The sequence below is a fragment of the Acinetobacter sp. BHS4 genome (assembly GCF_018454425.1).
Lineage (GTDB): Bacteria > Pseudomonadota > Gammaproteobacteria > Pseudomonadales > Moraxellaceae > Acinetobacter > Acinetobacter pittii.
The window spans coordinates 1,016,941-1,041,979 of record NZ_CP075323.1 but is presented as its reverse complement, the minus strand read 5'-3'; the positions used below and the strand labels follow the sequence as shown (position 1 = coordinate 1,041,979).

At 38.5% G+C, this 25,039-nt stretch carries 20 protein-coding genes; 14 read left to right on the top strand and 6 right to left on the bottom strand.

Features of this window, described 5'->3' with window-relative positions; translation table 11 throughout:
- Positions 1–99: 99 nt before the first annotated feature.
- A complete protein-coding gene (locus KIP84_RS05015; RefSeq protein ID WP_032063312.1) occupies positions 100–888 on the top strand; it encodes an rRNA large subunit pseudouridine synthase E in 789 nt (262 codons plus the stop codon).
- A gap of 116 nt (positions 889–1,004) precedes the next feature.
- On the opposite strand, the gene KIP84_RS05010 is transcribed toward KIP84_RS05015, so the two are convergent.
- On the bottom strand, positions 1,005–3,242 hold the full coding sequence (locus tag KIP84_RS05010; protein WP_213689432.1) for an NADP-dependent isocitrate dehydrogenase: 2,238 nt from the start codon (positions 3,240–3,242) through the stop codon (positions 1,005–1,007).
- A 400-nt stretch (positions 3,243–3,642) separates the two neighbouring features.
- Positions 3,643–5,346, bottom strand: a complete 1,704-nt coding sequence (locus tag KIP84_RS05005; protein WP_213689431.1) for a PDZ domain-containing protein — start codon at positions 5,344–5,346, stop codon at positions 3,643–3,645.
- A gap of 170 nt (positions 5,347–5,516) precedes the next feature.
- Here KIP84_RS05005 and KIP84_RS05000 point away from each other — a divergent pair, with 170 nt between their 5' ends.
- From KIP84_RS05000 to KIP84_RS04960, 9 genes are all read left to right on the top strand, one after another.
- The gene (locus KIP84_RS05000) at positions 5,517–6,836 is read left to right on the top strand and encodes a D-alanyl-D-alanine carboxypeptidase PBP6B (RefSeq protein ID WP_213689430.1); all 1,320 of its coding nucleotides are present in this window, start codon (positions 5,517–5,519) and stop codon (positions 6,834–6,836) included.
- 98 nt (positions 6,837–6,934) lie between these two features.
- Complete coding sequence (locus KIP84_RS04995) at positions 6,935–8,221, top strand: NAD(P)/FAD-dependent oxidoreductase (RefSeq protein WP_213689429.1); 1,287 nt, start codon at positions 6,935–6,937, stop codon at positions 8,219–8,221.
- 135 nt (positions 8,222–8,356) lie between these two features.
- Positions 8,357–8,839: a peptidylprolyl isomerase gene (locus tag KIP84_RS04990; protein ID WP_002118581.1), complete on the top strand. Its 483-nt coding sequence runs from the start codon at positions 8,357–8,359 to the stop codon at positions 8,837–8,839.
- Between the two features lie 118 nt (positions 8,840–8,957).
- Positions 8,958–10,400, top strand: a complete 1,443-nt coding sequence (locus tag KIP84_RS04985; RefSeq protein WP_213689428.1) for a deoxyribodipyrimidine photo-lyase — start codon at positions 8,958–8,960, stop codon at positions 10,398–10,400.
- A gap of 194 nt (positions 10,401–10,594) precedes the next feature.
- On the top strand, positions 10,595–11,344 hold the full coding sequence (locus KIP84_RS04980) for a hypothetical protein (protein ID WP_057070293.1): 750 nt from the start codon (positions 10,595–10,597) through the stop codon (positions 11,342–11,344).
- Positions 11,344–12,240: a hypothetical protein gene (locus KIP84_RS04975; protein ID WP_151282801.1), complete on the top strand. Its 897-nt coding sequence runs from the start codon at positions 11,344–11,346 to the stop codon at positions 12,238–12,240. The genes KIP84_RS04980 and KIP84_RS04975 overlap by 1 nt, the downstream gene beginning before the upstream one ends.
- Positions 12,227–13,477 (top strand): glycosyltransferase, encoded by a 1,251-nt coding sequence (locus tag KIP84_RS04970; protein ID WP_005067892.1) that lies wholly within the window; start codon positions 12,227–12,229, stop codon positions 13,475–13,477. Before KIP84_RS04975 ends, KIP84_RS04970 begins: the two co-directional genes overlap by 14 nt.
- Positions 13,478–15,322: a hypothetical protein gene (locus tag KIP84_RS04965; RefSeq protein ID WP_213689427.1), complete on the top strand. Its 1,845-nt coding sequence runs from the start codon at positions 13,478–13,480 to the stop codon at positions 15,320–15,322.
- The gene (locus tag KIP84_RS04960) at positions 15,300–16,196 is read left to right on the top strand and encodes a hypothetical protein (protein ID WP_213689426.1); all 897 of its coding nucleotides are present in this window, start codon (positions 15,300–15,302) and stop codon (positions 16,194–16,196) included. The genes KIP84_RS04965 and KIP84_RS04960 overlap by 23 nt, the downstream gene beginning before the upstream one ends.
- A 9-nt stretch (positions 16,197–16,205) precedes the next feature.
- Here the strand turns inward: KIP84_RS04960 and KIP84_RS04955 are convergent, their stop codons facing one another.
- Positions 16,206–17,423 carry a hypothetical protein gene (locus tag KIP84_RS04955; RefSeq protein WP_213689425.1) on the bottom strand — a complete coding sequence of 406 codons (1,218 nt, stop codon included), beginning with the start codon at positions 17,421–17,423 and terminating at the stop codon, positions 16,206–16,208.
- Positions 17,424–17,690: 267 nt separating this feature from the next.
- Between KIP84_RS04955 and KIP84_RS04950 the strand changes: the two genes are divergently transcribed.
- Both KIP84_RS04950 and KIP84_RS04945 read left to right on the top strand, forming a co-directional pair.
- Entirely contained in the window at positions 17,691–18,392 is a 702-nt protein-coding gene (locus tag KIP84_RS04950) for a VIT family protein (RefSeq protein WP_005067876.1), read from the top strand.
- Between the two features lie 117 nt (positions 18,393–18,509).
- Positions 18,510–19,556, top strand: coding sequence for a nitronate monooxygenase (locus KIP84_RS04945; RefSeq protein ID WP_213689424.1), 1,047 nt, complete (start codon positions 18,510–18,512; stop codon positions 19,554–19,556).
- A gap of 37 nt (positions 19,557–19,593) precedes the next feature.
- Here the strand turns inward: KIP84_RS04945 and dusB are convergent, their stop codons facing one another.
- Positions 19,594–20,619: a tRNA dihydrouridine synthase DusB gene (gene dusB, locus KIP84_RS04940; RefSeq protein WP_005067871.1), complete on the bottom strand. Its 1,026-nt coding sequence runs from the start codon at positions 20,617–20,619 to the stop codon at positions 19,594–19,596.
- A gap of 83 nt (positions 20,620–20,702) precedes the next feature.
- Here dusB and KIP84_RS04935 point away from each other — a divergent pair, with 83 nt between their 5' ends.
- Positions 20,703–21,911, top strand: coding sequence for a DUF1615 domain-containing protein (locus tag KIP84_RS04935; protein WP_213689423.1), 1,209 nt, complete (start codon positions 20,703–20,705; stop codon positions 21,909–21,911).
- Complete coding sequence (locus KIP84_RS04930) at positions 21,878–22,534, top strand: HAD-IB family hydrolase (RefSeq protein ID WP_005067866.1); 657 nt, start codon at positions 21,878–21,880, stop codon at positions 22,532–22,534. The genes KIP84_RS04935 and KIP84_RS04930 overlap by 34 nt, the downstream gene beginning before the upstream one ends.
- A 26-nt stretch (positions 22,535–22,560) precedes the next feature.
- Here KIP84_RS04930 and proB read toward each other — a convergent pair whose 3' ends face one another.
- Positions 22,561–23,694 (bottom strand): glutamate 5-kinase, encoded by a 1,134-nt coding sequence (gene proB, locus KIP84_RS04925; protein WP_002118789.1) that lies wholly within the window; start codon positions 23,692–23,694, stop codon positions 22,561–22,563.
- Between the two features lie 15 nt (positions 23,695–23,709).
- On the bottom strand, positions 23,710–24,930 hold the full coding sequence (gene cgtA, locus KIP84_RS04920; protein WP_002118576.1) for an Obg family GTPase CgtA: 1,221 nt from the start codon (positions 24,928–24,930) through the stop codon (positions 23,710–23,712).
- Positions 24,931–25,039: the final 109 nt, after the last annotated feature.

Genomic DNA, 25,039 nt, shown 5'->3' with positions numbered 1-25,039 from the left:
TTTAATTCTTTTTGAGATTTATGTGGGAAATAAGCAAATTTCGCACTTAAATATAGCTCAATGTTTTCACTAGTTATTTGAAAGAAGAAGCCATTTTTTATGAAAATTGTGATTCTCAACAAGCCTTATGACGTTCTCTCCCAGTTTCGTAAAGACGAAGCGCACATGACCGTCTCTGACTTTGTTGATGACCCGACTTTGCGCTTAGCAGGCCGTCTTGATATGGACTCTGAGGGTTTAGTTTTTTTAACCGATCATGGTGGTCTGAATCAGTTCATTACCAACCCTGCAAATAAAAAATACAAAACGTATTTAGTTCAAGTTGATGGCGATGTAACCGAAGAAGCGCTTGAGCAACTTCGTAAAGGTGTAGAACTGAATGATGGTATGACGCTTCCTGCAAAAGCCATTAAAGTCAGTGAACCTGAATGGTTATGGGAACGCAATCCACCCGTACGTTACCGTGCAAATATTCCAACATCTTGGATCGAGATTTCAATTTGTGAAGGCCGTAACCGCCAAGTTCGTCGTATGACTTCTGCGGTAGGTTTTCCAACTTTACGTTTAATTCGTACTAAAATTGGCTCAATCGATTTAGTACAACTTGGCTTAAAACCGGGTGATGTAAAAGAAATTGAACCATTACTTTACCCCGACTTTAAAGATGTGCCAGCTGAACAGCCTTATCGCTCACGTTCATATGTGAAAAAGCCAGGCGGTACTGGTGGCAAACCAATGGTTCGCAAAAACAAAGATGGTTCTGCGAAAAAGTCTGGTACAAAACGTATCTGGCAAATGGATGAAAGCGAGAAACCACGTCGTAAGACTAATGGTACAACTCGTCCCAATACCAAAGCACCACGTGGTCGTGGCCGCAATGGTCGATAAGATTTAATCTTTTAAAAGCTCACATCAGTGGGCTTTTTTAATGTCTTTTATTTTAGGCAATAAAAAAACCGGTGCATATGCACCGGCTCTTAAGCTATTTACTAACGAGTGAGTAATTAAACCTCAACTGTTGCAAGAGCTGCATTAAATGTAGCACTTGGACGCATTACAGCATTTACTTTAGTTGGGTCAATTGCGTAGTAACCACCGATGTCCGCTGCTTTACCTTGTACTTGAGCAAGTTCAGCAACAATCTTCTCTTCATTTTCAGCTAAAGCTTTAGCAAGAGGAGCAAATTTAGCTTTCAACTCAGCATCTTCGTTCTGAGCAGCAAGTGCTTCAGCCCAGTAAAGTGACAAGTAGAAGTGGCTGCCACGGTTGTCGATTTCACCAGTACGACGTGATGGAGACTTGTCATTGTCAAGCAATTTACCAGTCGCTTCATCAAGTGTCTTCGCAAGTAACTTAGCACGAGCATTATTTTCTTTAATGCCCATCTCTTCTAAAGATACCGCAAGCGCAAGGAACTCACCAAGTGAATCCCAACGTAAATGGTTTTCTTCAACAAGTTGTTGTACGTGTTTAGGCGCTGAACCACCAGCACCAGTTTCGTACATACCACCACCCGCCATTAGCGGAACGATAGACAACATTTTTGCAGAAGTACCAAGTTCCATAATTGGGAACAAGTCAGTTAAGTAGTCACGTAAGATGTTACCAGTCACAGAAATCGTGTCTAGGCCACGTACTACGCGCTCAAGTGTGTAACGCATTGCACGTACTTGAGACATGATTTGGATATCAAGACCAGTCGTATCATGATCTTTTAAGTACTTTTGTACTTTCTTGATCAATTCGTTTTCATGTGGACGGTACGGGTCAAGCCAGAAGATTGCAGGCATACCTGAGTTACGTGCACGAGTTACTGCAAGTTTAACCCAGTCACGAATCGGAGCATCTTTAACCTGACACATACGCCAGATATCGCCTTCTTCAACATTTTGAGTCAATAACACTTCACCAGTGTCAAGATCGGTAATGTTTGCAATACCAGCTTCTGAAATCTCAAAAGTCTTGTCGTGAGAACCGTATTCTTCAGCTTTTTGAGCCATCAAACCAACGTTTGGTACTGTACCCATAGTCTTCGGATCGAAGTTACCATGCCATTTACAGAAGTTGATCATTTCTTGGTAAATACGGGCAAATGTTGATTCTGGCATTACTGCTTTAGCATCGTATTGCTTACCATCAGCACCCCACATTTTACCACCAGCACGGATCATTGCTGGCATAGAAGCATCTACGATGATGTCGTTTGGAGAATGGAAGTTTGTGATGCCTTTTGCCGAGTCAACCATTGCAAGTGCAGGACGGTGTTCTTGACAAGCATGTAAGTCTTCAATGATTTCTTCACGCAACGAAGTTGGAAGAGTTTCGATTTTCTCGTACAACCCAGCCATACCGTTATTAACGTTAATGCCTAATTCGTCAAATAACTTACCGTGTTTTTCGAAAGCTTCTTTATAGTAAATTTTCACACAGTGACCGAAAACGATCGGGTGTGAAACTTTCATCATTGTCGCTTTTACGTGTAAAGAGAATAAAATTCCCGCTTCTTTACAATCATCAAGTTCTTTTTCATAGAAATCACAAAGTGCTTTCTTGCTCATGAACATTGAATCAATGATTTCACCTTCTTGAAGCGCAACTTTTGGCTTAAGAACAATGCTCTTACCACTATTCGTGATAAGTTCCATTTTCACATTACGTGCGCGATCAAGTGTCATTGATTTTTCACCATGGTAGAAGTCACCTTCTTCCATATGTGAAACGTGAGTTTGTGACCACTGTTTCCACTCGCTCATTGAATGAGGGTGTTTTTTCGCATAGTTTTTAACTGCTGCTGGAGCACGGCGGTCAGAGTTACCTTCACGAAGGACAGGGTTTACTGCTGAACCAAGGCACTTACCATAACGAGCTTTGATTGATTTTTCTTCTTCAGTCGTTGGATTTTCCGGATAATCAGGAATTGCGTAACCTTTTGATTGAAGCTCTTTAATACATGCAGTTAATTGCGCAACAGACGCACTAATGTTCGGGAGTTTGATAATGTTTGTATCTGGATCTTGTGTAAGACGACCTAGCTCTGCAAGGTTGTCGGATACCTTTTGCTCTTCACTTAGGTAATCAGCGAATTCTGCGAGCACACGTGCAGCTACAGAGATGTCACTTTTAATAATCTCGATGCCAGCTGGCTTGGTAAAGGTCTCAATGATCGGCAGTAGCGAATAGGTCGCCAATAATGGCGCCTCATCAGTCAGTGTGTAAATAATAGTTGACTTTTCACCAGCCATATATAGCCCCTTCCGTTTGATTGAGTGTTGAGGACCGAGCTTGTGGCCCAGTGCCTACGAACCGATATGCTTAAATAAAACCCTGAGAGTATCGGCTCTCATTGTCTTCCAGTCAACGAAATATCCAGTGATAACGACATTTCGCAGCGAAATAATACATAATTTAAATCTATTGATAATATTCCTATACCCAACTTTAAGTAATACATAATTCATCATTACTTTTTTATGGACTGAATACGATTAAATTACATGAGATATCTTTCAGAGTTCTGACAATTATTATACTTTTCATTCAAAACAAACTCAAAGATAAAACGGATTTCATCTTTTAGTAGCACTTAAAAATAAAAAACCGATGTACAAAACATCGGTTTTTTATAAACTATTTAACTGTTATTTAAGCTTTTAACCATTTTTCAATTTTAGCCTGATCTTCAATAATAAGTTCAACTTCAGTTAAATCAGATGTAGCACACTCAACCTCAAAAGATAGTAACTCATCGCGACGGAAAGCAAACACGGTATAAATACCGCCCTGCTTTGCATACTTCTCAACAAGTTTAGTGGTCGCTTTTAAACCATCAATTGCAATAATTACATCATTGGCAGAAATACCTGCTTTAGCTGCTGCGCTATCACGGCGAGCACTTTGCACGAGTACGCCTTCTGGCTTATCAACAAGTTTCAAACCAAGTGGCAAAGATTTGTCAGTTTTAACTCTATAACTTAAGCCAAACTCAGGGAACAGTTGATCAAGTGGTAATTCATCAGTGGTATTAATCAAATGATTAATTTGTTCAATCCAGCTATCACCCGTCAGTTCTTTACATAAATCAAAAATAGTTCTTTCATTTACTTGCATACCATTTTGAGTGTTTTCATATAACCGACGCATTAAAGCATCAAGACTAGAACTACGTAGACGTAAACCTAAATCTAGACATAACGCAACTAACGAACCTTTATTGTAGTAACTGGTGCCCGCATTATTCGAGTTTTCATCTTGACGATAAAATTTAATCCATGCGTCAAAACTTGATTCAGCAACTGTTTGAACAAAACGGCCCGGGTTTTGCAAATAACGGTCAATTTGTGCTTTGAGTAAATCAAGATAAGACTTCTGAGAAATTACGCCACTACGTAATAAAATCAGGTCATCGTAATATGAAGTAAAGCCTTCAAATATCCAAAGTAAAGAAGTATAGCCTTCTTGATGCAAATTATAGTTTGCAAAGTTTTCTGGGCGGATAAACTTGACTAACCATGAATGAAAATATTCATGACTACATAAGCCTAAAAAGCGTTGATAATCTTTAGAAGGTTCAGTTGGTTCATTCGATTTTGGCAAATCATCACGCGGTGTAATCAAACTTGTACTATTACAATGTTCTAACCCACCATAACTATTCCCTGTTGCCATCGTCATAAAGGTATAGTTTTTAAATGGTGCTGAACCGAACATATTTATTTCGGCTGCACAAATCTTTTCAATGTCGGCTTTTAAGCGATCAACATTTGCATTATGTGGGCCAGAAATTACAAACTCATGTTCAATGTCATGTGTTTCAAAACTAAAACGTGTTTGATCAGCCAATTCAAACGGGCTATCAATCAATTGATCATAATGATCAGCTTTTAAAGTAAAGCGACCTTTAACTAGACTTTTTGAAGCCAAACCTGTTGCTAACTGAAAATGCTTTAATTCATCTGGCAAGAACACTTCGACTTCACAAGCAGATTGTTCTTGGCCTTCTAAAGCTAAACATACACATGCTGGATTGATATATAAGCGGGTCTGATCGACATATGCACCACGTACAGACAAATCATATGCATATACATCATATTCAATCGTCATTAACTCATGATCGGTATTAAATAAACGCCAACGATTCTTGCTCGTTTTTTTAATATCCAACAGACGTCCAGCTTCATCATAAGCTTTAACGGCTTCAATATGTTTTGAGAACTCTCGAATTAGATAACTACCCGGAATCCACGTTGGCAGCCAAAGTTCCTGATTCGGATTGGCTAAAAAACGAATTGTCACGTGAACAAGGTGTTGTTTGTAATCATCGAACTCAATTTGATAATGCAACATAAATTCTTCAATTTAAAAATAAGAACGGCTTCGCATTAGATTATCACTTTTTTGTATCCTCTTGCGTACATGTATTTTTTGGCAACAATTTCCACTAGCCTTCCATTAAAAAAAGGCATAGCATGCTGTGCATCTGTGTCCCGTATTTGCCAGTGAAGTTAAGGTCATCCGTGAAATTTTTTCTATCTCTTTTTACCCTATTCAGTCTTTTCTGCACCACCCTAACCAATGCTGCGCTACTCAATATTGCACCTGAAAGTGTTGAAGCCGCTGCATGGACTATTGTAGATACTCAATCGGGTCAAATCATTGCCGAGCATAATAGCCATGTTCAACGTGCACCAGCATCTTTAACCAAAATGATGGTTGCCTACATTGCTCTAAAAGAGATTAAAGCTGGAAAACTGAAAAAAGAAGAAATCATTACTGCAACTCCGGTAGTTAGTGTTGTGCAGTGGGATGAATCACAAATGTATCTTAAAGCTGGTGAACAAATTTCAGTTGATCAGTTATTGGCAGGTCTAATCGTAATGTCTGCTAATGATGCAGCCGTGACTTTAGCTGAAAAAATCTCTGGTGATGTTCCGCGCTTCGTGCAACGTATGAATCAGGAAGCTCAAGCTTTGGGTATGAAAGATACTCATTTTAGTAATCCTGCCGGAATTACGATGCCTGACCATTTCACTACAGCACACGATCTTAGCTTATTAAGTCAGGCATTAATTAAACAAACCCCTGAATATTTGCATTATTCAAAAATGCCAAGCTTTAGCTATAACCAACGCTTCCATCATGCGACAAACCTTGCGCTCAAATATGACCCATCTGTTGACGGTCTAAAAACGGGATATACCAAAGCAGCGGGTTATAACTTGGCACTCACAGCTTCACGTCCTTCTTTCTCATCTGACTTAACTCAAAGACGTTTATTAGTCATTGTTTTAGGTACGCCGAGTGCTGTAAAACGTGCTGAGATTGCAGATAAATTAATGAATCTTGCGTATGCCTATACACGTGATGAAGTGATTATTCCTGAGCAGAAGTTAATTGCTGAACTACCTGTTGTAAAGTCGACTTTAAAAATGTTTAAGGTTGAAACAAAGCAACCAACAATTGTAACGACATCTTTATATGCAGACCCAGCACCAATTGACCTAAATACTTTTGATAATGCAACTCAACGTATTCAAGTACTTGATAGTAACCAACAGCTCAAGGTGATTGCTCCACTTGAAACGACTCAAACACATGTAAACATTGAGCTCAATGAAAAACAACTAACTGCGCCATTAATGAAAGTCGTAAGTTTGGCAACAGTATCGATTTATCAAAATAATCAACTGATCCGCAGTCTTCAAATCGAAGATAATGTACATATTGAAGAAGCCAACATTTTCCAAAAAATCGCAATGTGGTTTTCTAGCCTCTTCTCTATTTTTTCATCAAGTGAACATAGTGCTGCAAAACTTTACCCAGTAGATTCGCACTAAAAACATCAAATTGTGCACAGACGCACAATAATTTTTATAAATAAAAGATGGCATAATTTAGCCATCTTTTTTTATAGAAAAATAATTAGGTGAAAAAAATGACCCAAAATTTACATCATATTGTAATTGTTGGTGGTGGTGCTGGCGGCTTAGAACTGGCCACACAACTCGGTGAAACTTTTGGGAAAAATCGTAAAGCAAAGATTACATTGGTTGACCAAAACCTTACCCATATTTGGAAACCATTGCTTCACGAAATTGCTGCTGGTTCTTTAAATCCCCATGAAGAACAAACTAACTATTTTGCCCACTCAGAAAAACATCATTATGAGTTTGTGCTCGGAACATTAGTTGGTGTAAACAAAGACAAAAAATTAATTGAGTTGATTCCCCCACAGGTGTCTAAAGACCAACAAAATCATTCGCAAGAGTTAAGTTATGACACACTTATTTTAGCGCTTGGTTCAGTATCAAATGATTTTAATACCGCTGGAGTGCGTGAAAACTGCCATTTCCTTGATAGCAGAAAGCAAGCCGATATTTTCCAGCAAGATTTATTACATCTTTATATTGAAGCTCAAAATCAACCCAATCAGCGAACTTTAAACATTGGAATTGTTGGTGCGGGAGCAACAGGTGTAGAGCTGGCAGCTGAGTTAATTGAAACAACTAAAAACTTTTATCGATATGGTTTAAAGAAGATTCATCCAAACCAAGTCAAAATTACACTAATTGAAGCTTCTGAGCGTATTTTACCTGCTCTAAGCGATAAAACTGCTGAACACAGTGCAGGACAACTTAAAAAAATGGGTGTTGAAATTTTAACTCAACATCGTGTTGAAAAAATTGATAAGCATTGCATCTACTTTAGTAATGGTAATCAACTCAAAAGTGATATTACCGTGTGGGCCGCAGGTGTAAAAGCACCAAAAGTATTAGAAAGTTTTACCGATTTTAAACGCGATAACATTAACCGCCTAATGGTCTATGCAACCTTGCAAACCTATTCTGATCCAAATGTATTTGCGTTTGGTGACTGTGCTCATTGCCAACTTGATGCAAGACATCCTCCACTTGGCCCCCGTGCTCAAGTTGCAAGCCAACAGGCCAGCTTTTTAGTCGATGCTATGGCTGCTCGACTAAATGGCCGATCACAGCCGATGTTTACATTTAACGACAAAGGTTCTCTCGTGTCTTTAAGTCGTCATAAAGCCGTTGGAGAATTACTTGGAGATGTCAGCGTACAAGGCTATATTGCGAAAACAATGTATGTGTCTTTATATCGTTTACATCAAGCAACGATTCACGGATATACTCAGGCTGGACTACTCACAATGAAAGATTTACTTACAAGACGTGTACGTCCAAAAATTAAGCTGTATTAAGTTGAATTTTTTAAGTTCGTCCCTATTTATATAAAAACGCATCAGAAAAAGTGCCAAAGATTAAGATTTTGTAGTCTACAAAATTTATTTTTCACTTTATGATGTACGCTTCAATTGATTGAATGGATCAAAAACATGACTGCTATTGCAAATAACCACGTGGTTTCATTCCACTACAAATTAACAAACGCTGAGGGTGAAACACTTGATCAATCTCAAGGTGAACCACTTGCCTATTTGCACGGTGCAGGCAATATCATTCCTGGTTTAGAAAATGCATTAACAGGTAAAACTGTTGGTGAAAAATTCACTGTTAACGTTCCAGCTGCTGAAGGTTATGGCGAATACAACCCAGACCTAGTACAAGAAGTTCCAGCTCAAATGTTCCAAGGTGTTGAGAACATTCAACCTGGTATGCAATTCCAAGCTCAAACAGATGACGGCGTACAGATCGTTACTGTTAAAGCGGTTGAAGGCGACAACGTTGTTGTTGATGCTAACTTCCCACTTGCTGGTCAAGATTTAACTTTTGAAGTTGAAATCGTAGAAATCCGTGATGCTTCTCAAGAAGAATTAGATCACGGTCACGTACACGGTGCTGGTGGTCATCACCACTAATTCATCTTTAAAGATGATAAGAGCAAAGCTTCGGCTTTGCTTTTTTTATGTATTTATTTTTATATAATATTTTGATAATAATTCTTTAACTCACTTCACTCTAAAAGGGCCAATTTTCATGTCAAACGTAAATCAGCTAATTTGGTTTCGTCAAGATTTGAGAGTTCGAGACCATGCTGCTTTATGGCATGCCTCTCAACAAGGGCCTTGTATTGGGTTAATTATTTTATCGCCTGAACAATGGAAAATGCATCATGATGCACCTATAAAAATTAATTTCTATCTACGTCAACTTCAACAACTCAAAAAAGAACTAGAACAACTTAATATTCCCCTTATTATCCAAGTCATTCCTTACTGGAAAGATATCGCTGATTATATTGGTGAACTTAGCACTCAACTTAATATTGAAAATGTCTATTCAAATATAGAGATCGGCGTTAATGAATTAAAAAGAGATAAAACTGTACAAGATTTTTTAAATCAACAAGGCAAAGAACTTTTTTTATTTCATGACCGTACGATTTTTCCTTTACGCTCTATTCGCAACCAGTCACAGCAGCCCTATCAGGTTTTCGGTGCATTCAAAAAAGCATGTTATTCAAAATTAGATATCAGTGGGTTACCTCAATGCTATCCGATTCCAGAAAAGCAAAAAGGCTACCCCACTTCTTTTTCAAAAAGAACCAGCTTAACTTTAGAAGATATCAAAGCTTTGTTTGAGCCTTCTGTTTCTAAAGATCAAGAAGATCTATGGCCAGCTGGAGAAACGTTTGCTCTAGAGCAGCTCGACGTATTTCTTAAAGATCATTTATCTGCCTATAAATTAGAACGTGACTTTCCCAATGTAAAAGGAACTAGCCAACTTTCCCCCTACTTAAACATTGGGATTTTGTCTATCCGCCAGTGCTTGCAAGCTCTTTTTAAGGCTGAACATGGCAACTTTCATTTGACAAATGAAGGCCAGCAGACTTGGTTAGATGAACTCATTTGGAGAGAATTTTATCAACATATTTTATTTGATTTCCCCCATGTTTCTAAACATATTCCGTTTAAAAAAGACACTCAGAAAATTAAGTGGAATCACAATCCAGACCACCTAATTGCATGGCAAACGGGCCAGACAGGTATACCGATTATTGATGCTGGAATGCGTCAACTTTTAAAAACGGGATGGATGCATAATCGTGTTCGCATGATTACCGCTATGTTTTTATGTAAAAACTTACTCATCGATTGGCGAGTAGGTGAACAATGGTTTATGGAGCATTTAATCGATGGGGATTTAGCAGCAAATAATGGGGGTTGGCAATGGTGTGCTTCTACTGGAACTGATGCTGTACCTTACTTTAGAATTTTTAACCCTATTGCTCAATCAAAGAAATTTGATCCAAATGGAGATTATATTCGTCAATGGGTTGAAGAATTAGCTCATCTAGACAATAAAACCATTCATGAGCCCTACTCGACTAAAACGAATATTCAGTTAAATTATCCAAAACCAATTGTAGATTTAAAGGAAACTCGTCTTAAAGCAATTGAAACTTTCAAGAGTATTTAGATAAGAGTTGCGTCTTATCTGTTTATTTTTCATTAAAAAATAACAACAATATTTGACTAAATAGTGACTTTGATCTACAAATAAACATAATAGTTACTTAAAAAGGCCATAAACAACAATAACTTCGCAATGTCTCACATTTAGTAATAAAAGTATAAAAAAATTAACATTATAAGAAGGTAGCCATAGCTCACATGCAACAGCAACAAAAGAACCCTGGAAGAACACTCGTCTTATGGATTATCGCAGCTCATCTATTTATGGGTATAGTGGCGTATGAGTGGTTGCCTGTAAGTTTTAGAGGAAGCTGGATCTTTATTCTTATTCTTTTAATTTCTGGAGCTTTTTTACAAGTTGGCGCATCTTTAATTGTGGGCTTAGTCGCTTTTATCGGTGTTGCAGTATATTTTCTACTCGACTTAGGAGCTCAGACACATATTGAACGTCAGCTTCTTTTACTTTTTATTATTCCCCTCATTCCTCTTTTTCTGAGTGCTGTTCGCCATAATATTGAAATTAACGTTCAAAAATACCGCGATATTCAAAGTTATGACCGTAATTATCGCCGTGATATTTTCCCGCTTAGTGCACTCAAGTATTTCCAACGTAGTTTCTTTAAGCTTCTTGATCATCATAACATACAAGACTATGAAGTCTTTGAAATTAGAATTCTCAACCGAAGCTTAATTAAAGAAATGTTAGGCGACGATGTGTGGAAAACAACTCAAAATGAGATGATCAAAATTTTGAGTCAGCATCATCCACAAGAAATCGTTTTCCAGTTTGCTGATGATGATCTCGAAACTATATACAGTATTGTAATTCGCAAGCAAAAAATGGATGAAGAGCCTGATTTCATTAAAAAGCTTAGAGAAATTATGACCTTGCGGCTTGAAGTGGAATATAAAATTATTCAAATTCCACCTGAAGAGGAGACGACTTAATGTCTAATCTTCTTAATATTTGTGGAATTATTATTGCATCTAGTCAGTATCCTGATGCCACTTTACAGCAGTTCTATCGGCAATATTATCATTGTGAGATTAAAACTGAATACACCAAAACAGAAGTTCAAAGCACAGACGATCTTTCCATGTTTTTCCCTTATCAAGACACATGGTGGCCTGTCTTTACAATTGACCAGATCAGTTCAGATAGTTTTCAAGAGCTGATTCATAAAGGAATAAAACCCGGCATTATATTGCCAGATGAAGTTTTCAGTTTTTCTCATTATTTCTTGCTCAAAGAGGCAGTCAGCCAAGGTGCGATTCCAATTGCACTTTATAAATCAGAGCAGCCTCAATATTTTGCGGCTAAAGCCACATTTTCGACCGCAATTGGTTTACGGCCTATGGCTGCATTTGTCTCAACAGGTTGGGATGAAAACTTAATTTCACAGACCCCTGGTAGCTATATTATTCAATTTAATCCGTCACAGCTTCCTCTCCCCTCTAGAGAGATTAAGCAAAAACAGCATTTATTTTATTCGGCTAAACCTTTTAATAGTCATATTTCTGGCTATGAAATTATTATTAATCCTCCTGCCGATCTACCCACAACAAATATTCGGTATCCTCAACTGGGAATATCATGGAAATTTAATAAGATTAATTACATAAGTACGCCTGAAGAAGTAGAGACTAGTCTTATTGGCTATATTTTCATTGGGTTAAGTACTGTTGTAGTTCCACTCGATCTAATTCTCACGAGTACCTACCCAGACCTCCTTGGTACGTTTGGTAGCTATATTTCATGGATCTCCTTAGTAGTGGGGTTGCTTTTATTGGTATTGCTCATCTCGTCTATTATTAGGAGGGTTAAATCAAATGGCTCCCATTGATATTCTCTTCTTATTTGGCTTTTTAGGGATTTGGATTCCACAAGCATTTTGGGCGTGGTTAAGTTATCAAGCTTGGAAATATTCAAAAACAGCTGAAAAAGAGCTACAAAACCTTCCTATACCAGAAAGATGGCCTGTTTTGAGTGTCTTGATCCCTGCCTATAATGAAGGGGTTGTGATTGAAGATACTTTGCATGCAATTGCTCAACAAGATTACCCAGCCGAAGCATATGAAGTTTTACTTATTAATGATGGTTCAAAGGATAACACCTTAGAAATCGCCGAAAATTTGGCAAAAATTTATCCTTGCATAAAGATTGTTAATGTTCCTAAAGGAATGGGTGGTAAAGGTAAATCTAGAACGCTTAATAATGGCCTCCCCCATGCTAGAGGCGAATTGATTGTTGTTTATGATGCAGATAGTACGCCTGAACCCGACTGTGTCCGCTTGCTAGCTCAAACCCTGCTTGCCGATAAAAAATTAGTAGCCGTTAATGGAAAAGTAAGAACACGTAATTGGCAAGATAGTATTTTGACCCGATTTATCGCAATTGAGTTCATCTTTTTCCAATGGATTTTCCAAGGCGGTCGTTGGCAACGTTTTGAATTATCAACATTGATGGGTACTAACTATGTGATTTGGCGTGATGCTTTAGAAACCTTAGGTGGTTTCGATGAAAAGTCATTGGTCGATGACACTGAAATGAGTTTTAGGATTTTTATCGGCCAAAAACGAATTAAATGGGTGCCCTATGCGATTGGTTGGCAGCAAGACCCCCCATCTCTGAGTGTATTTGTGAAACAGCGCTCACGTTGGACACAAGGTAATTTTTATGTAACTCGTAAATATTTGCCCGTAGCATTAAGAACACCTTTTCCTATAGGAATTGAAATTCTAAATAACATTATGTGCTACATACTTTTTGTACCCGCTTTATTCTGGAGTCATATCACGTTAACCCTTGGGTTGCTTGATATAGCAGGTATTTCAGTTCCGGGTCCATTTACCACGTTGTGGGGACTCTCATTTTGCTTATATGTTGCACAAATGTGGTTTACCCTTTCACTCGAAAAAGTAAAACCAGAACTCTACTTTTATTCAGTTCTATCTTATGTAAGTTACTCACAAGTTTTTCTATTCATTGTATTTAAAGCCGCATATGACATGCTTAAAAATAAAATACAGGGTAATTCCCTTCAATGGTACAAAACGGAACGTAGCAAGGAGAAAAAATAAATGAAAAAGACTTTTGATCTCTACAACACAGCTCAAGTGCTCCTTGCCAGCACCAGTCTTATGCTCGCCATGTCTGCTCATGCTTACACATGGAAATTGGACGACATTAGTACTTCTACTAAATACACAGTCGAGCCTCATTTTTTCTATATTGGCAAAGGTGCCCAGTGGCAAAACATTCAATTTTCAAGTGATTATTCCACTGAAAGTGATACAACTTTACTTGTAAAATATGATGACAAACTCATTTATAACACTACGCTAAGTGGGGATGGTCAAGTCAAATTTGATATTCCAGCAAGTCAGAGTGGCTTTCATCGTTTAGATTTTATTATTCAACAGTATGCTAAACCAACTACACGGAATCAAACCAAAGAAACATTCTGTACAGAAGATATTGATCACTTAACTTATTTAAGCAATTCCCAACTCGACTTTACGCCTATCCGTAATGTATACCGTTTAAAAGACTTACCAGATGCTTTAGCTAATCCACAAGCGAGACGGCCTACTCCGTTTGTTGGTATTTTAAAATATAACCGTAAAGAGATTATAGAAGCTTCAATGCTGGCTAGATTAGCAAGTTCATGGACTTCAATCACGCCAATTGAATGGGTTGATTCAGGACAAACTAATTTAAATGATGAAACAAATTTTATTATTGAAGTGATTCGCTCAGCTACGCCACTTAAAGGGGGAGCTTTAGTACAAATCGCAAAACCAGCAGATGGAGTGGCTACTCTTTCAATTACTTATCACACCCCACAAGAACTCACTGCTGCCATAAATGGATTAATTAATCCTTCATACGTAGAGCAACTTGATACAGGAAGTGCAATTTTCCCCACAACAATCTCCACCCCAACTTGGGCACAATTTAAAAAAATCAATACACTTGCCGATTTAGGCATTGAGGACTTCAGATTAAATCATGCTGAAAAGAACTTATTCCTTGATTTCCCTGCAGTATGGCAACCAACCGATATCTTGCAAGGGCAAATTGCACTTCGTATTCAAAGTGGTTTATTGCAAGGTTCAAATATCACGGCTTGGATTGATGGAGGACTTGCTGGAAGCATGAAAACAGCCGACCTTGCTTCCGATCCTGTAAACCGACAATTCAACATTTTTGCAAAAGCTATTTCTAATACGACCAATTTTAGTTTAAAGCTTGAAAACTCGGTGATTGCTAACTCTCAGTGTTTACCCACTGCACATGGTTCGCTCTGGATTGATACAGCCAAGTCTACTGTAAAGCTACCTCATAAACTCAAAAATGGTGTAGCCGCAATTTCAATGACTTTAGCAACGACTCCGACAATTGCGATTGATGATCAATCTGGTGCATTAAATATCGCTATTGTATTAGGCCAAACCGCGAAAAAAATGCTTTTAACACAAGCACCAATGCCTCTCAACCTAATCCGTTATTCACCGAGCGCGCCACAATCCGTAAATGTCCGCGTTAACAAAGATATTTATCAACAACAAGTACTAATGCATCAGGATATTATTTATGCTCCTGCTGCCCAAAATGGTTTTATTGTCAGTTATAACAATAACCGCTTTGATGTGATTACCGACTCACAAGGTGGCGCACAAACTTTTATGCACCTTTGGGAAAAAATACAACATAAAATTCCAAACAACGTGACAAAAATGCTGGTTTCAGAAAATGGAAATATTTATGTTTTACAAAAACTCATTGTCGGAAATCAAAAGGCGCCTCTAGTCCAACAGTCTTCTTTCTTCTTACTAGTTGTGATTATCTCTGCAATTATGATAATAATTATCTTCTTGTGGTACTGGTTAAGACGAAATAATGAGAAAACAGATACCAATTAAAATAGCTGCTTTTATTATTTTAATTATATGTAGTGTCATTGGATATGCGGGGCTTTTCAAACATCAAGGTCAAGCCCCTCATATTGAAGGCATTTTCTGGCAACCTGACAATAACACGACTCCTCCAGAAGGAAATTGGCACTACTTAGGTGTCGATACATTTGTTCCCCAATGGTCTGTTGTTGAATCTAAATCTTGGTGGAAAGAATCAAATTTTCCTCAATGGGAAAAAGCTATTAATTTAGAAAAGATTAAACAAGAACCTTGGGCAAAAAATCTTATATTAGGCTTAGCTGGTGAATATAATGAACCTAAAGCTCGGGCTAATGTCATTGAGTTAGGTGAAAAATCTGCCCAAATTATAAAAGAACAAAAAACAGCATTTAAAGGTTATTACTTTCCAGTAGAAGCAGATCCAACTTGGCTACGAGTTAGTGCTTTAGGTCATGTATTGTCTAAACTTCCTGCACCAGTCTGGGTGAGTATTTATAGTGGCGAAACTGAGCCTGAAAATTATGATTTGTGGGTTAAAAGCTGGCTACCTAACCATAGTGGAGTTTTTTTCCAAGATGGCGTTGGTGTTGGCGTTCGATCACCTAAACAGGCCAAACATATTTTAGATCAGCTTGAAGATAAACTTGGAAAAGACAAAGTAATTATAGTGTTAGAAGCTTTTAGGGTAAAAAAGAATGGGCAATTTAGAGCCGCGTATCCTTGGGAAATTATTTCTCAGCTAAAAGCATATGAAGGTAAAACTGTTTATATTTTTGATGGCCCTCATTACATGAGCCGCTGGTGCGTTAATATTGTGAGCTTATGGTACCGCCTCACTTATGGTGGTATTCCTACCACCATAAATCGAGTCAAATACTAACCTTAATTCTTAGAAATCCTTATAAAAAACGAGCTCTACTCGAGTATTGTTGTAATGATCTTTCGTATTTACTGGCACATCTTTAAAGTAATTGCCATATAGTCGTTCTACACGTAATTTTATAGGTTGATAATTAAAAGGCTGCCATGAAATACCTGGGCCATATTCAAATAAATTATTGTAATACTCATCTTTACTGTCAGCTAAGCCATGCAATTTCATATACGCCTGTACAGTTCCATTCTCACCTTTATAGACATTCAGACCCGTGCGTAATCTCAAATCACCAATAACGTTATAATCTTCTCTAGAATAAGTTGCTGCATTGCCATATAAATCAGTGAAGTAATCATTAAAGCAAAGTGGCTGATTACAACTATTTTGAGAATACCACTCCTGATAACCTGTCACCCCACCGACAACACTTTCACGAAACTTATCTCTATTTCGATCAATTAGATCATAGCTTCCACCTACTTCTAAATACATGCGCACAGGTATAGAAGTCCAAGGTTGATAATTAGCGCCTACACCTAGAGTTACTGCATTTTCATCAATAATTTCAGGTCGTACACCACCTTGAGATTGAGTATCGCGGTTTAGATTTAAAAAGCCATACACCTGCGCTCGACCATTATCGAGGTTCTTACCATAGCGAGCTTTAAGTGGGAAAATTACATCGTCGTAACGTGATTCATATGAAGGCGCAAAATACACATCACGGAAATAAGTTTTGACCTCTCCTCCACTCAGATTTTTTACAGCCTGTGTCGCTTTAGTCGCAATATCAGCATCTTTAGACTGGGTAAGCTCCTTAAAAACCACCAGAGCCTCTTTGTTATTTTTTTGAGAATTCAGTAGATAGGCTTCTTGGAGTTTTAAATTATCATCTGCTGGATCTAATGCCTCTGCTTTTCTCAGACTTTGCAAAGCTGCATCTTGTTTCCCCAGTCGAATCTGTAAATAAGTTAAGCTTTTCCAAACTTTGATATCTTGTGGCGTCATCTCTCCAAGTTCTAATAATAACTTCTCGGCATTTTCAGGTTGAGTCTTCTCAATTTTATAAAATTGATCCCATTTATCATAAATTGGGTTTCCAGGTTTGTATTCTTGATTAACAATCTCTTGCGCAAAACTAGTCTCAATACTTAAGAGGCATAAAGCTGGACAGATCGAACCAATAACGATAAAGGAACGGGTTATAGATTTTATTGTTTTGCTATTCATTGGGACCTCTAAAGTAAAGTAGATAGAATGCTTGCGTAGCAATCAAATTAAAATTTAATCAATAAGTATTATAATTAAACCCATAAATGACACTGTTTTATATAAGTAGATGAGTTCTTTAAATTGTTCATTTTATCTCCTTTAATATGATGTTTTAAAAAGTTCTTATCTGTTTGTTTTTCCTATAATGACACATTTTTTAATCGTATTATTGTAAATAATCTTATAGGATAAGATAAAAATTTATAACTACAAATAGGAGAAAACATGTCCTTTTCTCAACATCCAGAACATCATTTTATTCACCGCTCAGGGTGGTTAAGGGCGGCCGTTTTAGGGGCAAATGATGGAATTATTTCTGTTACTAGTCTAATTATGGGAATGGCTGCAAGTGGGGCTTCTGCTCATACACTTCTTATTGCATGTATTGCTGGTTTAATTTCCGGTGCAACCTCTATGGCTGCAGGAGAATATATTTCAGTAAAATCACAAGAAGATATTGAAAAAGCCGACTTAAAATTTGAAGAACAAGAACTTAAAAAGCATCCGCAGCGTGAACTGGACGAACTCACTCAAATTTATATATCCAGAGGCTTAGCACCTGATTTAGCGCTACAAGTTGCTACTGAACTTACAAATCATGATGCATTAGGGGCTCACGCGCGTGATGAAATAGGTATTCATGAAAATACCGCAGCAAATCCTATTCAAGCCGCATTAGCTTCAGCTGGCTCATTTTCATTTGGGGCATTGTTTCCTATGCTGGCTATTTTACTCAGTCCAGAGATATGGATCGAAAAAACAGTCTTAATATTTGGCATTATTTCATTAGCCTTTTTAGGAGCGCTATCAAGTCATTTCGCGGGCACTTCTAAGCTTAAAGGGAGCCTACGCATTACCTTGTGGGGAATTTTAGCGATGGGCTTTTCAAGCTGGATCGGCTCTTTATTTCATGTTACTCCACTTTAAAAAATCAGAACTTATCAATGTTTAAGAACTAAATATTTAAAAACTAAATGCCCAATATTATTTGCTCTTGGTTCGGTTTTCACGCTATGGTGAATAGAAAGAAATGAGGTGAATAAAATGGACCTATTACAACAACTTGAAATTAAACATCCAATTTTTCTTGCCCCTATGGCAGGTGTATCTACACCTGAACTTGCAGCAGAAGTTTCTAATCAGGGTGGTCTTGGGTCCTTAGGTCTAGGTGCAAATACAGCGCAAAGTGCACGTGAACAGATTTTAAAAACCCAAACACTTACAGAAAAATCATTTCAGGTTAATTTTTTCTGTCATCAACCCGAACAACTTAACCTTCAAACTTCTGCTCAGTGGATTGAATATTTACGCCCACAATTTGAAAATTTCGGAGAACAGCCTCCTCAAAACTTAAACTGTATTTATCCAAGTTTTCTTGATAACGATGATTTTCTAAATGTCGTATTAGAAACCAAACCTAAAGCGGTCAGTTTTCATTTTGGCATTCCCCATCCTCATCAAATTCAGGCATTAAAAGATGCCGGAATTATTACGATGGTGTCTGCTACCAACTTAGTTGAAGCACAAGCCATTGAAACGGCTGGTATAGATATTATTATTGCTCAAGGGATTGAAGCAGGCGGACATCGTGGAATCTTTAATAAAGCCTTTGATGCAGCAATTAAAACGAGCGATTTAGTACACCTTATTGTCAAGCATTGCAAACCACCTGTGGTAGCCGCAGGCGGAATTATGAATGGAGCACAGGCACGGCATATGTTGAGCTTAGGAGCTGTTGCTGTTCAACTCGGAACAGCATTTGTGCAATGCCATACATCAAATGCATCTGCCGAGTATCGTAAAGCTTTATTTAATGAACCTGTAACACAAATCAGCGCCAGTCTTTCTGGGCGTCCAGCCCGTGGCCTGCTCAACCATTGGCATACACAAATTGATCTACCAAGTCGCCCTCCTCAACCCGAATATCCATATGCATACGATCTAGCTAAGCAATTAAATGCCATTGCAAGCAAGAATAAAGACTATGGCTTCGGTGCTTTTTGGGCGGGTAGTAATGTCTCGCAAATACGAGAGCTAGATGCTGCTGATCTGGTTAACCAGTTAGTGGTAGAAATGTTAGAAGATGAGTAAATCTTAAAAAGCCAGTAATCATATACTGGCTTTTTATTTAATGGGTTTCTAGTAAGTTAACCTGCTCAACCTGAACATCACTCATCAAATTGCCTTCAGCTAATAACTGATTAAAATAATTTTCGACTACTATCGCCTGTTCAGCAGTGCTTTCAACTTTATACATATTTTGGCGAAATTCGTTACTTGAGCGTAAACCTTTTGTATACCAAGCAATGTGTTTGCGGGCAATACGGCAGCCAGAGTATTCACCATAAAATTGATAAAGTTCTGATAAATGTCCTAGTAACACCTGCTTCACCTCTTCAATATTAGGTGCAGCCAAATGTTCACCAGTTTTTAAATAATGAGCAATTTCACGAAAAATCCATGGTCGACCTTGAGCAGCTCGACCAATCATAATTGCATCTGCCCCAGTATAGTCGAGTACATATTTTGCTTTTTCAGGACTATCAATATCACCGTTCGCAATAAGTGGAATATTGATTAATTCTTTGACATGTTTGATCAAATCATAACGTGCTGTATTTAAATACATGTCTTCGCGAGTACGGCCATGTAAAGCCAGCGCAGCAATCCCCGCTTCTTCTGCCCTTTTTGCGACTCTTAAAATATTTTCCTGACCATTTAAAAAGCCCAAACGGGTTTTCAAAGTCACGGGAACATCAACAGCAGCGACCACTGCATCAAGAATTCGAGCCACTAAGTCTTCATCTTGTAATAACGCTGAACCAGCGAGCTTATTACATACTTTTTTGGCAGGACATCCCATATTAATATCAACAATTTGTGCGCCATTTGCTACTTGATAGCGTGCAGCCTCTGCCAATTGCTCAGGATCAGAGCCTGCAATTTGAGCAGAGATTGGAGCGAGTTCACCATCAAAGTTCGCACGGTAGAGGCTCTTTTTGCTCATCCGCAAAGTTTTATCAGCAGTCATCATTTCACTGACTGCATGGCCTGCGCCAAAATACTTGCAGAGTGTTCTAAATGGACGGTCAGTAACTCCGGCCATAGGAGCAACAATTAAATTATTTGACAGTTGATAGGGACCAATATACATATATATTCATACAATTGATGATCAACATAGTATACTTCATCCGCTTAATCGGCTCATCTTTTTATGCAGGTGCTTTCCTCGTCATGAACAAACCGTTGTCTTCCCGTTTTTTATTAAAATCATTCGGCATGGCTGCCGTATGCATGAGTTTAGCTGCTTGTGGTGATAAAGCTTGGTGGTCAAACAATGATGAGCCTGAACTAGAAAGCCAACAGATTAAACGTCTAATTCCATCACGTGTGCATGACCGTGAGTCATGGGCTAAAGATATTGATGATATTATGAAAGACTTGGATATTCCTAAAACCAAGAAAAATGTCTGTAGTATTGTGGCTGTAGTGGATCAGGAATCTAACTTTGTTGCCAACCCTCAAGTGCCTGGGTTAGGACAAAAGGCAGTTGAAGAAGTTAGTACACGTTTAAATGAAAAATTTGAAGATAAGCTTGGCAAAACCGTTGGTGGAACAATTGCTGGTTACTTTGAAGAAGTTCTAAGAACTCAGCCCTCTCTTGATAACAACTATATGAGTCAAATGCGTAAAGTTAAAACCGAGAAAGAACTCGACTTACTTTACCGAGAAATTTTCGACTTCATGGCTAAACACTATCATGTGAGTGCCTTAACTGGTGCAGCCAAATTGGTTGGTCAAGATATTGGCGAGAAAATGAACCCTATTACGACTTTGGGCTCAATGCAAGTTCATATTAACTATGCTAAAGCCAATAAGCGTTCGAGTATGAGTACTGCTGCGCTCCGCGATGACCTATATACTGAATACGGTGGTTTATATTACGGCATACATCGTTTAATGGTTTATCCGGCAGACTACGATAAAGCCATTTATCGTTTTGCGGATTATAACTCTGGTATGTACTCTAGCCGTAATGCAGCTTTTCAAAAAATGCTAAAAGAACTTACTGATACAGATATAAGCCTTGATGGCGATCTACTTCTTTATACAAAAGATGGCGATCCACGCGCAGCTCAAAGCGAGTCAGAAAAAGAGCTGATTACGGTATTTGCAAAAAATAATGTATTGGTTACCCCACGACAAATTCGTGATGATCTTAAATTAGAAAAAGAGAAAAAGTTTGAAAGTACTCAAACTTATATTGCGCTGACTAAACTTTATAAATCAAAAACTGGCAAAGAACCACTCTATGCAATTATGCCTCAAGTGGTAATTTCTGGGCCTAAATTAAGTCGTGATTATAATACCAATTGGTATGCAACCCGCGTAAACGGACGATATGAAACATGTATGCAACGAGCGAAACGAATAAGACTATAAAAAGTCTCGCCCTGTTCGATTTTGATGGAACCTTGTGTAGTAAAGATAGTTTTACAGGGTTCATCTTTTATGCTTTATCTAAGCGTCACATTGTTAAGCAAGGCTTGAAAATTCTGCCATGGATTCAAGCCTACTATCTTAACTTTTATCCTGCCCATGCTATGCGTGCTAAGTTATTCCGTAGCATGTTTAAAAATACGCCTGCAATTGAATTACAAAAATTAGGTGAAGAATACGCACAAGAGTTAGTCTCTGTACTTTCGCCTGAAATTTTTAATCAGTTACAACACCATCAATTGCGTGGTGATCAGGTCGTATTAGTTTCAGCTTCAATTGATGTCTATCTTGCTCCACTTTGCAAGTTACTAGATATCGAATTAATTTGTACTGAAACTCAAATTAAAAACGGCATGATGACGGGTTACTATTCCACTCCAGACTGTAGTAGTGAACAAAAGAAGTTAAGGATACATCAGCAATATACGCTACAGCATTACCACCAGATTTATGCTTATGGTAATAGCTCGGAAGACTTAGACATGCTTAGTCTTGCCACACATCCATATATGGTAGGTGAAGATCGTGTTTTACCTCGTTTAACGCCAGAAAAAAAGCTCGCATAAAGCGAGCTTTTTTATTTGAGCAAAACTTAATAAATTGCCATATGATCACGGTGAATCATTTCAAGTGAACGAGCTTCACCAAGTACTTGATAAACCTTATCTGAGGCTAAGCCTTTAATAATTTCGGCTGATCGTGAACTAAAGTTTACTCGACCTACCGCAATACGTTTACCTTGCTTATCGACACATTCAACCACATCACCACGATCAAAATGTCCTTCAACATTTTTAACTCCAACAGGGAGCAAACTACGATGTTTCAATTTAATCGCTTCAACAGCACCATCATCAATCACAAGACGACCTGCTGTTTGTAAATGAGCAGCGAGCCACTGTTGATGAGCAGTCATGCGGTCTTTATCTGTAGTAAACAAAGTGCCTAGCATCTCACCTGCCATCGCACGTGACAGCACATTATCACTTTCGCCACTTGCGATGAGAGTTGGGCAGCCAGATTTTGCAGCTAAACGTGCAGCACGAACTTTAGTGACCATCCCACCTCTGCCAAGCACACCACCACCGCCGGCCATATCGAATAAATCATCATCCATAGCCCGAACAGTAGAGAGTAATTTAGCATCAGGGTTATGACGCGGATCTGAGTCAAACATACCTTGCTGATCGGTTAAAATGATCAGCAATTCTGCGTGAACCTGACCTGCCACCATAGCAGCTAAAGTATCATTATCACCAAAACGGATCTCATCGGTAGACACCGTGTCATTTTCATTAATAACAGGAATCACACGCCAATCAATCAAGTTTTGCAAAGCATCACACGAGTTCAGATAACGACGGCGATCTGCCAGATCATCATGAGTCAACAAAACCTGAGCAGTACGAATACCATGGTTTTCAAGCACACTAGACCAAGTATGAATTAAGCCCATCTGCCCAATTGCAGCACAGGCTTGTAGACTGGGTAGATCGGTGGGTCGACTCGCAAGCTTCATACGAACCATACCTTCTGCTACAGCTCCTGATGACACTAAAATAATCTCGTGTCCAGCATTGTGCAGATCTGCAATCTGTTTCGCCCAATGCGAAATAGCATCTAGATCTAAACCTTGCCCATTAGCTGTAAGTAAAGATGATCCGATTTTAACAACGATTCGTTTACACTCACTGAGCTGACGTTGCCCATCGACCACTTCTATCATGTTTCCCTCGGTTTTCTAGTCACGAACGTAGATGACTTCTACATCATTGTCGTCTTCATCATCGTCAAAATCATCATCATCGTCCATCATGCTTTCGAGACGTTGTGCTCGACGCATTGCACGATATGCTTCTTTTGCCGCAATGGTTTGTTCACGTGTTTCAACTTCTAGTTGTTCACGGAAAGCTCTTACTTCTGCTGCGTATTCAGGATCTTCAACTTCGCGTTCACGTTGTTGTTCAATCTGATCCATCAGGTAATACACAACTTCTTTTGTACCTTCGCTTAATAAGCCCGATGTCTTAAAAACAGGTCCTGTCCACTCTAGTTCGTCTAGAATGTGCTGACACCACTCTTCACGGCTTTCTTCAGCAATCTGATCAAGTTTATTGAGTACTAAAACAACTGGTAATTTAGCCAAAGTTGGTGAGAACTTAGCCAACTCATTCATAATCGCTTTTGCATTATGCGCTGGATCTGAACCATCAATTGGTTGTACATCAATAATGTGTAAAAGAATACGAGTACGTGCCAAATGTTTAAGGAAGCGAATTCCTAAACCAGCACCTTCTGCTGCACCCTCGATTAACCCAGGAATATCGGCCATTACAAATGAACGATGACGGTCAGCATCGACTACACCCAAGTTTGGAACCATGGTTGTAAATGGATAATCTGCCACTTTTGGTTTTGCAGCGCTTACAGCACGAATGAAAGTAGATTTACCGGCATTTGGCATACCCAGCAAACCAACATCTGCCAATACTTTTAATTCAAGACGAATTTCGCGGAACTCACCTTTTGTACCAGTCGTACATTTACGCGGTGCTCGGTTAGTTGATGATTTAAAGTGAGTGTTACCTAAACCACCTTCACCACCACCAGCAACCAGAATTCTTTGGCCGTCTTCAACCAAATCGCCAATAATATCGCCTGAATCTGTATCAACAATTGTTGTACCAACGGGTACTTTTAAAACCACATCTTCACCACCACGTCCAGTACAGTTAGCACCTGCACCGTTTTTTCCACGCTCAGCACGGAATTTACGTGTGTAACGGTAATCGACTAGCGTACTTGTATCGTCATCAGCTTGAATATAGATACTTCCACCACGTCCGCCATCACCACCATCTGGGCCACCAAATGGTACAAATTTTTCACGGCGAAAACTGGCTACGCCATTGCCACCGTCGCCAGCCTCTACGGTAATGACTGCTTCATCAACAAAGCGCATCTGCCAATCCTCTAAAAACTCTAAAACCGCCTATTCTGCCATATTTTCATAAAATTCTCGAATAGAAAATGGAACAATTCCATTTATAACGATCTGTTTTATCTTTAAT

Bases quoted from the DNA above. Each gene is read 5' to 3' on its own strand.
- KIP84_RS05015 (WP_032063312.1), top strand. From the start codon at position 100: ATGAAAATTGTGATTCTCAACAAGCCTTATGACGTTCTCTCCCAGTTT.
- KIP84_RS05010 (WP_213689432.1), bottom strand. From the start codon at position 3,242: ATGGCTGGTGAAAAGTCAACTATTATTTACACACTGACTGATGAGGCG.
- KIP84_RS05005 (WP_213689431.1), bottom strand. From the start codon at position 5,346: ATGTTGCATTATCAAATTGAGTTCGATGATTACAAACAACACCTTGTT.
- KIP84_RS04995 (WP_213689429.1), top strand. From the start codon at position 6,935: ATGACCCAAAATTTACATCATATTGTAATTGTTGGTGGTGGTGCTGGC.
- KIP84_RS04990 (WP_002118581.1), top strand. From the start codon at position 8,357: ATGACTGCTATTGCAAATAACCACGTGGTTTCATTCCACTACAAATTA.
- KIP84_RS04985 (WP_213689428.1), top strand. From the start codon at position 8,958: ATGTCAAACGTAAATCAGCTAATTTGGTTTCGTCAAGATTTGAGAGTT.
- KIP84_RS04980 (WP_057070293.1), top strand. From the start codon at position 10,595: ATGCAACAGCAACAAAAGAACCCTGGAAGAACACTCGTCTTATGGATT.
- KIP84_RS04975 (WP_151282801.1), top strand. From the start codon at position 11,344: ATGTCTAATCTTCTTAATATTTGTGGAATTATTATTGCATCTAGTCAG.
- KIP84_RS04970 (WP_005067892.1), top strand. From the start codon at position 12,227: ATGGCTCCCATTGATATTCTCTTCTTATTTGGCTTTTTAGGGATTTGG.
- KIP84_RS04965 (WP_213689427.1), top strand. From the start codon at position 13,478: ATGAAAAAGACTTTTGATCTCTACAACACAGCTCAAGTGCTCCTTGCC.
- KIP84_RS04960 (WP_213689426.1), top strand. From the start codon at position 15,300: ATGAGAAAACAGATACCAATTAAAATAGCTGCTTTTATTATTTTAATT.
- KIP84_RS04955 (WP_213689425.1), bottom strand. From the start codon at position 17,423: ATGAATAGCAAAACAATAAAATCTATAACCCGTTCCTTTATCGTTATT.
- KIP84_RS04950 (WP_005067876.1), top strand. From the start codon at position 17,691: ATGTCCTTTTCTCAACATCCAGAACATCATTTTATTCACCGCTCAGGG.
- KIP84_RS04945 (WP_213689424.1), top strand. From the start codon at position 18,510: ATGGACCTATTACAACAACTTGAAATTAAACATCCAATTTTTCTTGCC.
- dusB (WP_005067871.1), bottom strand. From the start codon at position 20,619: ATGTATATTGGTCCCTATCAACTGTCAAATAATTTAATTGTTGCTCCT.
- KIP84_RS04935 (WP_213689423.1), top strand. From the start codon at position 20,703: ATGAACAAACCGTTGTCTTCCCGTTTTTTATTAAAATCATTCGGCATG.
- KIP84_RS04930 (WP_005067866.1), top strand. From the start codon at position 21,878: ATGTATGCAACGAGCGAAACGAATAAGACTATAAAAAGTCTCGCCCTG.
- proB (WP_002118789.1), bottom strand. From the start codon at position 23,694: ATGATAGAAGTGGTCGATGGGCAACGTCAGCTCAGTGAGTGTAAACGA.
- cgtA (WP_002118576.1), bottom strand. From the start codon at position 24,930: ATGCGCTTTGTTGATGAAGCAGTCATTACCGTAGAGGCTGGCGACGGT.